Genomic DNA, 11,601 nt, shown 5'->3' with positions numbered 1-11,601 from the left:
CATGGCGTCAGCGCGTGCGGACCTTGGGAAGTGCCGAACCGCGACGCATCGTCTCGAGAAAGCGATCCAGCGGTACCGGCTCGGCGACGCCGGGCAGCGCCTCATTCGGCTTGGCGTTCCAGAACGCTTTCCACGAGGGCCACAGTGCATGCCAGGAACCCTCGTAGGGCTCACGGCCCGGCCAGCGCATCTTCTTGTCGCCGATAGGCGGCTTGTTCAGGTCGCTCGCATACAGATAACATGGAAGGCGGCGCCGGAAATACCAGCGGCCGTCAATGCGCTCGTAGTCGTCCCAGTAGAGCATTTGCATGATGACCCATTCGGGGCCGGTCTCATGCTCGTTCTTCGAATACACCACGCCGCTCGCATGGTCCGCATCCTGGAACTCGATGATGTGTCCGCCGATATGGTGCGAGGTCACCGTGAACTGGTTGCGCAGGGTCTCGTCTATCCAGCGCCGCAAGTGCTCGCGGCCCACCTGGTCCTTGCCCACCGCCACGTCCTCGGGAAACAGGCTGGTCCAGGCATCGAGGTCGCGCATGTCGAGCGCCAGCGCATACTTGGCCGGCAGCATGCGGATTTCGTTGACCGACTCGAGTCGATCGAGTCGGGCCTGCATCGATTCCATGTCTGCTGTCATTTGCCTCTCCTTGCTCATTCAGTAGGGTGCGCTCAGCTTGCCTGCGGCGCGGCGCGCCGCTCGGCTGACGTCTCCGACACGTAGTCGGTTGCGCCCACGTCGAGCCGGCAGGTCTTGCCGCCATCGACTACCAGGCTCTGCCCGGTGATATACGAAGCCTCGTCCGACGCCAGGAACAGGATGGCGCCAGCCACCTCGTGCGGTTCGCCCACGCGCCCCAGCGGCACCGCGCGTGCGGTACCGCGGGCGACCTCCTCGCTGGCAAGCGCTTCGCGCGTGCCCTCGCTCCAGACCACACCGGGAATCACCACGTTGACGCGCACGTTGCGGGCTGCGCCCTCGAGCGCCACGGCGCGGCTGAAGTTGAGCACGCCCGCCTTGGCCGCGCCATAGGCCGACAGCCCCGGACTGCCAAGCAGGCCCGCCACCGAACCCAGGTTGACGATGGCGCCGCCGCCGGCCGCCTTCATCACGCGCAGCGCCGCGCGCGTGCCGAAGAAGGCGACGTCCAGGCTACCGATCAGGCATTGCCGCCAGGCTTGCGTGCTGACCTCGTCGAGCACGCCCCAGGTATAGTTGACCGCGTTATTGACCATGACATGCAGGCCGCCGAACTGTGCGACGGTCTGGGCCACCGCCCGCTCCACATCCGCCTCGTTGGTGACATCGGCCCGGATCCACGCGGCCTCGCCGCCGCGCGACCGGATCTCCTCGGCCACGGCGCGCAGCGGCGCCTCGCGCCGCCCGCACAGCATCACCCTCGCCCCTTCGGCCGCGAAGCGCGCAGCCGTGGCAGCGCCGATCCCCGTGCCAGCGCCACTGATCAGCGCCACCTTGTCTTGCAAACGTCCCGTTACTCGCATGCTGCTCTCCCTCTTGTCCTTCCATCGAGGCAGGACAACGACCCGAACGCGTCGCCGTCGCGCCTGCGCCGTTAAATCATTGCCATGCCGCCGCTGACTGACAGCGTCTGGCCCGTCATCTGCATGCCGTCTCCGCTCACCAGGAACAGTGCCGCCGCCGCGATCTCTTCCGGCTCGGCCATGCGCCCCAGCGGGATCGCGCGCTCCAGGCTGCGTGCCCATTCCTCGCTGATGGACTGCATCATCGGCGTGCGCGTGGGCCCCGGGCAGATCGCGTTGACGCGGATGCCACGCGGGCCCAGGTCGCGCGCCAGGCAGCGGGTGAGGCCGAGCACGGCCGCCTTTGACGCGCAATAGCTGAGAGGCCCTTCGCCGCTCAGCGCCGAGACGCTGGCGATATTGACAATGGCGCCGCCCACCCCCGCGCGCGTCATCAGCCGCACCGCCTCGCGCGAGCAGTAAAACGTGCCGTTGAGATTTACATCCACCACGCGCTGCCAGCCGGCATCGTTGAGGTCGACGATCATGTCGGTATAGACCGTGGGCGTCTCGCCGGCTGCCAGCTGCCGCCCGCGCTCGGCCGCGCGCACCTGGTAGTGCTCGAAGCCGTCTCCCGGCACCTGGCCGATGCCTGCGTTGTTGACCAGGATGTCGAGCCGCCCCCAGCGCATCGCGACCTCCTCGTGCAGCCGCCCCACCGCCGCACTGTCCGCGACGTCGCAGCCACGCGCCATGCCGTGCGCCTCGCCGCCGATCGTGTCGAGCGTCGCTTGCGCGGCGCCGTCGTCGCGGTCCACCACGACCACCGCCGCACCCTCGGCCGCAAAGCGCTCGGCCATGGCCCGCCCCATGCCGGACCCGGCGCCGGTGACCAGTGCCACTTTTCCTTCCAGTCGCATGACGCTCTCCTTCATCAGATCAGGTGCAGCTTGCTCGCCGCCTCCGGCGGCACGGCATCGAGCGTGCGCCAGGCGCCGTCGCGCCGCTCGAAGACCTTCTTGCGGTCAAGGTCAGCGGGCAGGTCGGCTACATCGGTGTAGAACTGGCGGTACCACTCGCGTAGCTGATAGACCGGACCATCGGCGTCGCTGAGCACGGGCCGGTCGACGCGGATCTTGTTGTGCCAGATCTCCACGTCCTGGAAGAAGGAGGCTTGCGCCTGCTCTACATACGCCTGCGCCATCTCCTGGTTCTGTTCCTCCGACTGCCCCGGCACCTTCTTGACCATGACGCCGTAGCGCAGCTCAAAGCTCTGCGAGTCGATCGGCACGTGGCAATTGAGCAGGATGGTGTCAAGGGGCTTGCCGTCCACCTCCGCCGTCATGCGCGTTACGTGGTAGGCGGGCCCGAAGTACGCGCTGTCCGCAACCAGACCCCGGCCAAGTAACTCGCTCTCCTCGCCGCGGAACATCTGGTAGCCGATGTGGCGGTCGAACGTATTGCAGAAATAGACGGCTGGTGAGCCGTGCACCGGCCCGAAATGGGCGACGTCCGCCAGGTTATCGACAAGCTCCCGGCAATGGGTGCCGATCACCATCTTGCGGATCGTCCACCCGGTCCACTCACCGGTGAAGCACGCGCTGATGCGCGGTACCGCCACCGCGGGCGGCGGCGGCGCGCTCTCGGGATCGTGCCAGATGAACAGCAGGTGGTTCTGCTCGCAGACAGACCACGCACGTGTGCGCGCCTTGGGCGGAATGCGGCTGGCGCACGGCACATGCTCGCACGCGCCGTCGCCATTCCAGTGCCAGCCATGAAAGCGGCACACGATGGCGTTGCCCTTCACTTCGCCGAGAGCCAGGTCCGCGCCCATGTGCGGGCACCACGCATCGAGGATGCGGATGCCCCCGTCCTCGCCGGTGAACGCGACCAGGCGCGTACCGAAGATGTCGAGCCGATGTGGCTTGCCGTCCTTGTAGTCCGAAGCTTGCCCAAGGCAATGCCAACCGCGGGCGTAGCGGGTGGGCTGCGGGGCTGTCTGCAGGAACTGCTGCGCTTCCATGTCTCCTCCGTGGTGACTGTTTGCTCATGGCCTTATTCTTCTGGCCGGGCCACTTCACGGGCATGGTCCTGACGGACTAGATTCAACCGTTTCTGGAGCGACATGGAGCGTCCGTGCGCGAATCTAGTCTGTTGGGACTATTTCCCTCCGCACGACAGGCGTCCCCCGCACGGCGCCCGGGGAAAACACCCACTACCAGCGCATGGAGAAGCAGATACTATCTCCAGCCGATCGCCGGTCGCCGACGGCCGGGCTGGCGCAATGCCCCGGCCGCATTGCGCCGCAGATTTGAGAGAGCACCGATGACAAGCCTTCAATGGATCGACGCACAGCTACCTGGCCGGCCCGCACTCGGCATTGACGAGATCAGCGATCTGATCGGGCTGGTGTACGACGGCCCACTGCTTGATATCCCATGGCAGTCGCTGCTGGATGCGCTGCGACACCTGCTGGCCGCCAACTACGTGACCCTGGTGCTACGCCCGCCGTCCAGTACGTCGCCGGGGCTGATGATCACTTCCAGCGCGGTGGATACCACCGTCGGAACGGGCGCCTACGCACAGCACTTCTATGCCATCGACCCTTTCGTCAACCTGCCCAACGCACAAGTCCTGACCGTGCATGAATTGATTGGCGAGGCCAGGTGGTTAGAGAGCGAGATCTATCGATTCTTCAACAAGCCCTACGACGTGCTTGAAATCATGGGCGTAGACATCCGCGCCGAGCATGGTGTGGAGTGCCGCTTGCGAATCTGCCGCCCACATGGCAGCGACCGCTTCTCCGAGGCCGACAAGGCGCTGTGCCGGCGCATCGTGCCGCACCTGGAGCGCGCGGTACGTATCCACGCCAACCTCAACACGACCGAGTCGGAGCGGCGCTTCTACGCCGGCACGGTAGACAGGTTGCTGATCGGCTCGGTGATCCTGGACGACACCGGCCAGGTCCTTACCACAAATGGCATGGCCGACGCCTTGCTGGCGGAAAAGGATGGTCTGGTGATTTGCAACGGCCAGTTGATGGCCGACTCGGCGCAGGAAAACCGCAAGCTGCAGGCCCTGGTCCGCCAGGCCATCGCCTTGCGAGACTCGGAGCAGCCCGGCATCCCGCTCGGGCTGTCGGTGCCGCGCAAGAGCGACCGCGCCCGGCTGGGACTGCTGGTGCGTTCCATCGCCTCGCAGAAGTGGTCCGAGCGTCCGCGCCAGCCCGCGGTGGCTGTCTTTATCCGCGACCCCGATCAAAAGGCACTGGGGTCGGCCGAACTACTGCGCAATATGTTCGATTTCACCCGGACGGAGGCGTCGCTCGTACTGTTGCTGACCCAGGGCCTGTCACTGGACGAAGCGGCGCAGGAACTCGACATCCGCCGCAATACCGCGCGCGCGCATTTGCGTGCCGTGTTCTCCAAGACTGGGGTGACCCGCCAGGCGGCGCTGGTACAAACCGTCCTGCACAGCATCATTCCGCTCGATTGAGGTGAATACGACGTGCCGACGCCACTCAGCGAGCTGACGGCACGATGAGCAGACGCATCGCCCCGGCCGCAGGGTGCCATGGCGGAAAATCGTCTCGGGCGCGGTTGTTTTGGTCCATTTGGACTATGTCGCATCCTGCGTGACAGGAAACAATGCGCATATCAGCCGCGTCTACCGCGGCTGCGCCAACAACATGACATCCGGGAGAGACATCCAGTGACGATCCAACACCCTGCCACCGGCGATTTTCGCGTGGCCCTCAACACGCCGGCCAGTGCGGTCGTGGTTACCGGTGGCGCGTCCGGCATTGGCGAGGCTTGCGCGGCGGCCTTGGCCGCGGTAAACCGGCCGGTCGCCATCTGGGATATCCAGGAGGACAAGGCGCGTGCCGTCGCCGCGGCGCTCGCCGAACGTTATGACGTGCCCACCTTCGGGCTCGGCATCGACCTGCGCGCCCCCGCCGGCCTGGAAGACGCGCTGGTCCGCACCCGCGCCGCCCTGCCGGTGCTGGGCGGCATGGTGCATGCTGCCGGCGTGGTGGACCAGAGCGGGATCGACGGCCTTACACAGGCGCGCTGGGACGCGGTGCTTGATGTCAACCTGCGCGCCATGGCCCTGCTGGTGCAAGCCATGCTGCCTGACCTGCGCGCGCAACCTGGCGCGGCAGTCGTCGGCATCGCGTCGATCAATGCCACGCTGGGCAACGCCCTGATTCCGGCTTACTCCGCCTCCAAGGGCGGCCTGCTCTCGCTGGTGCGCTCGCTCGCGGACAGCCTGGGCCGCGACGGCATCCGCATCAACGCCGTCTCTCCCGGACAGATCCACACACCGATGCTTCAACCTGCCATCGATGCCCTGCCCGAAGGCACCTTCGAACGACGCATCCAGCTGGGCCGCCTCGGCACCCCCGCGGAGATCGGGCGAGTGGTCCGTTTCCTTCTGTCGGACGAGGCCAGCTACGTCACCGGCACCGAGCTCATCGTCGACGGCGGCAACATTCCTTCGCAGCGCTGAATCGGAGCGCCCTGCCCTGTGGCTGCTGGGCCGTTCTCATACTGGGTCGCCATCCTCCGGCCGGACGTCCAGCCCTGGTTCTTCCGTCTGCCTTTCGACGCTCGAGGCTCACCGCGGGACGCCCTATGCAGTCCTGGCCCGTTCTGCAAGCAGCTTCAGCAGCCGTGCTTCGTCGGCACGCAGGCGGCTGACGATGGCGACGCGCGCGCAGTCCTGCAATCCGTCGTCGATGAAGGCCTCGATCACCGCCGGATGGACATAGCACTTGCGGCACACCGCCACGGTGTTGCGCAGGCGCTGGGCCACTGACTTGATGACCCCGGCCACGCACTTCCTGCGCGCTGCTTCGCCGTCCGCGCCGGCCGCGCGCAGCAGCGCGAGCGCATGCACGTTGCCCGCCCAGGTGCGGAAGTCCTTGGCAGTGAAGTCGCCGCCGGTCGCCTGTTGCAGGTAGGCGTTGACGTCGGCGGATCCGACCTCGCGGATCTCGCCGTCGCTGTCGCGATACTTGAACAGGCACTGGCCTGGCAGGTCGGCACAATTGCGCACGATGCGGGCCAGGCGCGGATCGTTGACCGATACGTCGTGGGTGATGCCGCTCTTGCCAGTGAACTGGAAACGCAGCCGGCTGCCGCGCACGGTGACATGGCGGCGGCGCAGCGTGGTGAGGCCGTAGGTGCGGTTCTGCCTCGCATATTGCGGACTACCCACGCGCACAAGCGTGGCGTCGAGCAGTTGCACCACCGCCGCGACCACTTTTTCGCGCGGCATGCCGTTGCGGCGCAGGTCGCGCGCGACGCGCGCCCGCAAGCGGGGCAGTACGCTGCCGAAGGCCGGCAACCGCGCGTATTTGTCCGAATCGCGCTGCGCGCTCCACTCAGGGTGGTAGACATACTGCTTGCGGCCGCGCGCATCGCGCCCGGTCGCCTGCAGGTGGCCCGCAGGGTTCGCACAGATCCACACTTCCTCGTAGGCAGGAGGAATCGCCAGCGCAGCAATGCGTGCCAGCGTGGCGGCATCGTCCACGCGCTTGCCGTTGGCGTCGATGTAGGCAAAGCCGCCGCCCTGACGGCGGCGCCCGATGCCCGGCATACTGTCATCGACATAACGCAACCCGGCCTCGCGCAATACCGTACGCAACGCTTTGTCGGCACCATTAGTCGGGAGGGCACTATCCAAGGCTGGGTCTCTTTCCGGGGCTGCCAGCGCGCCGTCCGGGTCTTCAGGCGCTTCATGCGCGCGGGCCACAGTGGCCTTGCCCGCGCTGCGCCTGTTCGTGGTAATGGCAAATGCGAGCCAGCGCCCAGTCGGCAGCGGCTTCGCGTACGGCGTTACGCGTCCCCGGAAAGCGCCGCGTTTCCGTGAACGCGGCAATACCCCCGGTGCTCCGCAGCACATCACGCGCCGCATGGCCGTGGCGGCGGAACACCCAGGCAAAGCACTGCGTACCCGCCGGGATATCACCATCGCCGCCATCATCGGCGACGCCGGTGTTGGCGATCGCGAGGTCGGCGCCGGTCATCTCCATGGCGCCCAGCGCCATCGCCAGCGAGACCGCCTCGCTGGTCAGTCCGTGTTGCCTGATGGTCTCAGGCGGCACGTGCAGCAACTGTTCCTTGGCCGAGGGCGAATACGCCACGATGGCGCAGTACAAGACATCTCCGCAACCCGGCACCTCGGCGATGCGCGAGGCGATCAGCCCCGCGGTACAGGACTCCGCCGTGACCACATGCAAATGGTGGCGCAGCAAATAGCGCGCAATGCTGCCGTTGTCGCTGCCGTTTTCCCCAAGCGTCATCGCTGCGCCTCCGACGCCTGCACAGACACTCCGTTGCTGCGCGAGACAGCATGCGTGGCCGGTGCTGCGGGTACGCGGCCGTCGCCGCCGCGGCCCTTCACGAACGTCACCTTGCCGTCGCGCTCCAGCACCACCCGGGTAAGGTCGTCGAAGCTGTCGGTCTGAAGTGTCGCACGCAGGTTGGCCTTGAGGTCTTCCTCGGTCAGCATTGCGTGGCTCACGCGCTCCCGGTCCAGTTCCCCCTCGCGCAGCAGGTCCAGCGCGTGGCCGCCAGTGGCGCGGTCGAATGCCGGAGAACGGCTCGACAGCCAGCCCACCACCCGGTGCAGAAGCACCAATGCCAGCCCGGCGGAAAACGCCACCGCGAACGAAGTGGCCCCGACCACGGCGCGCGACAGCACCGCGCCCAGCAGCAACATGATGCACAGGTCGAACGATGTCTTTTGCGCGAAGGCCCGCCTGCCGGCCAACCGCAGCATCGCCCAGGTGCCGACGAAGATGATGGCGGCACGCACGGCGCCTTGCCACCACGCCAGGTCGTCACCTTCGCCCACGAGCTTGCGCATCGCATCGACGATCACTTCCACGCTGTCCATGTCGGCGTCCGCAGTCGATTTTCTGACTGGTTCCGCAAGTTCCGCGCCAGGCTCACGACACTGGGCCGTGCTGCCGTGCACGTCCCATATGCGCTCATTCGCGCGGGAATGCGGGGAAATCGTACGTGCAGTGCCGGGCCAGGCCTGAAAAAACTGCGCAGAGCGCGCGCAACATCGGGAGCGAATAGCGCTTATCTGTGGGACGCCGGAAAACACCGGCCGGGAGCGCCATGCCGAGCAACGGCGGAACAGCAATTTAGCGCGCGGCTCGGCCGGAGGGAGATGAAAATACCAACAAAAAAGGACTTAGATCGCTCTAAGCCCTTGATTTTGTTAGTCAAGCGTGGTGGGTGCTGAGGGGTTCGAACCCCCGACCTACGCCTTGTAAGGGCGCCGCTCTACCAACTGAGCTAAGCACCCGCTCGACCATCACAGGCTGGCTGCCTGCAACTTGCTGATCGCTCCACACCTCGCGGCAGTTGCCGTGGTTTGCGTTGCGAGGGCGCAAGTGTAATACAGGTGATTTCAGTTTGCCAAGACCTGTGCGCGCAAAAAAAACGCCGCCGGGCATCGCTGCCCCGCGGCGTTTCGTTCATGCGGCCAAAGCTGTGTCAGTGATGCAGACGCTCAACCTTGGCCGTGGCCTTGTCCGCCACTTCGGCGGGCTTGGCATCTTCTTCAGGCAACGCCTCGGGCTTGCGCTCGAGCGCCAGTTCCAGCACCTTGTCGATCCAGCGGACCGGCACGATCTCGATGGCGTTCTTCACGTTGTCGGGGATCTCGGCCAGATCCTTGACGTTTTCCTCCGGGATCAGCACCAGCTTGATGCCGCCCCGGTGGGCCGCCAGCAGCTTCTCCTTGAGGCCCCCGATCGGCAGCACCTCGCCGCGCAGCGTGATCTCGCCGGTCATGGCGACATCCGCGCGCACCGGGATGCCGGTCAGCACCGACACCAGCGCCGTGGTCATGGCACCGCCTGCGGACGGGCCGTCCTTGGGCGTGGCGCCTTCAGGCACGTGGATGTGGATGTCGCGCTTCTCGAACATCTCATCCGTGATACCCAGGCGGCGTGCCCGCGAACGCACCACCGAACGTGCGGCCTCGACCGACTCCTTCATCACATCGCCCAGCGAACCGGTACGCGTGATGTTGCCCTTGCCCGGCATGATCGCGGCTTCGATGGTCAGCAGATCGCCGCCCACCTCGGTCCACGCCAGACCGGTGACCTGGCCAACCTGGTTTTCCTTGCCGGCCAGGCCGAAATCGTACTTGCGCACGCCGAGGAATTTGTCCAGGTTCTCGGAATCGACCTTGATCGTGCCCGACTCCTTCTTCAGCAGCAGCAGCTTGACCACCTTGCGCGCGATCTTGGAGACCTCGCGTTCCAGCGAACGCACCCCCGCTTCACGCGTGTAGTAGCGGATGATGTCGCGGATCGCGCTTTCGGCAACCTCGATCTCGCCTGCCTTCAGACCGTTGTTCTTGATCTGCTTGGGCAACAGGTAGCGCTGCGCGATATTGACCTTCTCGTCCTCGGTGTAACCCGACAGGCGGATCACTTCCATACGGTCGAGCAGCGGCGGCGGGATGTTGAGCGAGTTCGACGTCGCCACGAACATCACGTCGGACAGGTCGAAGTCCACTTCGATGTAGTGGTCCTGGAACGTGTGGTTCTGTTCCGGGTCCAGCACCTCGAGCAGCGCCGACGACGGATCGCCGCGGAAATCCATGCCCATCTTGTCGATCTCGTCGAGCAGGAAGAGCGGATTGCGCACGCCGACCTTGGACAGGCTCTGCAGGATCTTGCCCGGCATCGAGCCGATATAGGTCCTGCGGTGGCCGCGGATTTCGGCCTCGTCACGCACGCCGCCCAGTGCCATGCGCACGAACTTGCGGTTCGTCGCGCGCGCCACCGACTGGCCGAGGGAGGTCTTGCCCACGCCGGGAGGCCCGACCAGGCAGAGGATAGGTGCCTTCACCTTGTCCACGCGCTGTTGCACCGCGAGGTACTCGAGAATGCGTTCCTTGACCTTCTCCAGGCCGTAGTGGTCTTCATCCAGCACGCGCTCGGCGTTGGCGAGGTCGTTGTTGACCTTGCTCTTCTTGCGCCACGGCAGGTTCACCAGCGTGTCGATGTAGTTGCGCACGACGGTGGCTTCGGCCGACATCGGCGACATCAGCTTGAGCTTCTTGAATTCGGCGTCGGCCTTCTTCTTGGCTTCCTTCGGCATCCGCGCAGCCTTGATGCGCTTGTCGAGTTCTTCCAGGTCGGCGCCTTCTTCGCCCTCGCCGAGTTCCTTCTGGATGGCCTTGACCTGCTCGTTCAGGTAGTACTCGCGCTGGCTCTTCTCCATCTGGCGCTTGACGCGGCCACGGATGCGCTTTTCAACCTGGAGGATGTCGATCTCGCCCTCGAGCTGCGACAGCAGGCTTTCCAGGCGTTCGGTCACATTGACCATCTCCAGGATCTTCTGCTTCTGCTCGAGCTTGATCGGCAGGTGCGCGGCGATGGTGTCCGCCAGGCGGCCTGCCTCGTCGATGCCCGACAGCGAGGTCAGGATCTCGGGCGGGATCTTCTTGTTGAGCTTCACGTACTGGTCGAACTGCGACACGATCGCGCGGCGCAGGGCCTCGGTCTCGGCGCTTTCGCCAGGTGCGGGCGGCACGGGCACGGCTTCGCACATAAAGTGCGCATCGTCCTCGCTCACCTCGCGGATATTCGCGCGCTGGGTACCCTCGACCAGCACCTTCACGGTACCGTCGGGCAGTTTCAGCATTTGCAGGATATTGGCGATGCAGCCGACCTCATACAGGTCGTCGGCGGTCGGCTCGTCCTTGGCCGCCGTCTTCTGGGCCACGAGCATGATGCTCTTGCCCGCCTCCATCGCAGTCTCAAGCGCCTTGATGGACTTCGGGCGTCCCACGAACAGCGGGATCACCATGTGCGGAAACACCACCACGTCGCGCAGCGGCAACAGTGGGAGGCGAATCGGCTCGGCCGGGAGGAGTTGTGTTCCGGACATCATTTTCCCCAAGTCAGTCATTTAAGGCGTAAATTGGGCCGCCCGAATCGATTACAAGATACGTGCCAATCGATTCATCAAGGCAGGCAGATGCCGCTCCCTGCACTTGCTGGCCCCTCTGAAACAGCATACCCGCGTTTCCTCCCTCTCGTCGGTAGAAATAAACAAAAAAAGCCGCTCGCTTCTACGCGAA

At 65.5% G+C, this 11,601-nt stretch carries 10 protein-coding genes and 1 tRNA gene; 2 read left to right on the top strand and 9 right to left on the bottom strand.

Features of this window, described 5'->3' with window-relative positions:
• Positions 1–7: 7 nt before the first annotated feature.
• From AC1Q6V_RS19675 to AC1Q6V_RS19660, 4 genes are all read right to left on the bottom strand, one after another.
• Positions 8–640: a nuclear transport factor 2 family protein gene (locus AC1Q6V_RS19675; protein ID WP_439668783.1), complete on the bottom strand. Its 633-nt coding sequence runs from the start codon at positions 638–640 to the stop codon at positions 8–10.
• Between the two features lie 32 nt (positions 641–672).
• Positions 673–1,503: an SDR family NAD(P)-dependent oxidoreductase gene (locus tag AC1Q6V_RS19670; RefSeq protein WP_454750825.1), complete on the bottom strand. Its 831-nt coding sequence runs from the start codon at positions 1,501–1,503 to the stop codon at positions 673–675.
• 71 nt (positions 1,504–1,574) lie between these two features.
• Positions 1,575–2,402, bottom strand: coding sequence for an SDR family NAD(P)-dependent oxidoreductase (locus AC1Q6V_RS19665; protein ID WP_010810079.1), 828 nt, complete (start codon positions 2,400–2,402; stop codon positions 1,575–1,577).
• 14 nt (positions 2,403–2,416) lie between these two features.
• Positions 2,417–3,505 (bottom strand): 3-ketosteroid-9-alpha-monooxygenase, oxygenase component, encoded by a 1,089-nt coding sequence (locus tag AC1Q6V_RS19660; protein WP_439668776.1) that lies wholly within the window; start codon positions 3,503–3,505, stop codon positions 2,417–2,419.
• Positions 3,506–3,807: 302 nt separating this feature from the next.
• On the opposite strand from AC1Q6V_RS19660, the gene AC1Q6V_RS19655 reads away from it, so the two are divergent.
• Together AC1Q6V_RS19655 and AC1Q6V_RS19650 are read left to right on the top strand one after the other, a co-directional pair.
• Complete coding sequence (locus tag AC1Q6V_RS19655) at positions 3,808–4,977, top strand: helix-turn-helix transcriptional regulator (RefSeq protein ID WP_454750824.1); 1,170 nt, start codon at positions 3,808–3,810, stop codon at positions 4,975–4,977.
• A 216-nt stretch (positions 4,978–5,193) separates the two neighbouring features.
• On the top strand, positions 5,194–5,991 hold the full coding sequence (locus tag AC1Q6V_RS19650; protein ID WP_439668772.1) for an SDR family NAD(P)-dependent oxidoreductase: 798 nt from the start codon (positions 5,194–5,196) through the stop codon (positions 5,989–5,991).
• 123 nt (positions 5,992–6,114) lie between these two features.
• Here the strand turns inward: AC1Q6V_RS19650 and AC1Q6V_RS19645 are convergent, their stop codons facing one another.
• The 5 genes from AC1Q6V_RS19645 to lon all read right to left on the bottom strand — a co-directional run bounded on the left by AC1Q6V_RS19645 (position 6,115) and on the right by lon (position 11,408).
• The gene (locus AC1Q6V_RS19645) at positions 6,115–7,170 is read right to left on the bottom strand and encodes a DNA topoisomerase IB (RefSeq protein WP_454750823.1); all 1,056 of its coding nucleotides are present in this window, start codon (positions 7,168–7,170) and stop codon (positions 6,115–6,117) included.
• 52 nt (positions 7,171–7,222) lie between these two features.
• Positions 7,223–7,789, bottom strand: coding sequence for a CinA family protein (locus AC1Q6V_RS19640; RefSeq protein ID WP_454750822.1), 567 nt, complete (start codon positions 7,787–7,789; stop codon positions 7,223–7,225).
• The gene (locus AC1Q6V_RS19635) at positions 7,786–8,385 is read right to left on the bottom strand and encodes a DUF421 domain-containing protein (RefSeq protein WP_010810085.1); all 600 of its coding nucleotides are present in this window, start codon (positions 8,383–8,385) and stop codon (positions 7,786–7,788) included. Before AC1Q6V_RS19635 ends, AC1Q6V_RS19640 begins: the two co-directional genes overlap by 4 nt.
• A gap of 344 nt (positions 8,386–8,729) precedes the next feature.
• Positions 8,730–8,805: transfer RNA gene (locus AC1Q6V_RS19630), tRNA-Val, on the bottom strand.
• A 191-nt stretch (positions 8,806–8,996) separates the two neighbouring features.
• On the bottom strand, positions 8,997–11,408 hold the full coding sequence (gene lon, locus AC1Q6V_RS19625; protein WP_010810086.1) for an endopeptidase La: 2,412 nt from the start codon (positions 11,406–11,408) through the stop codon (positions 8,997–8,999).
• Between the last annotated feature and the right edge of the window lie 193 nt (positions 11,409–11,601).

It is taken from the genome of Cupriavidus sp. GW823-FHT07B10 (genome assembly GCF_058794355.1).
Note: the sequence above shows the minus strand (reverse complement) of the source record. Positions and strands in the feature narration are given on the sequence as shown.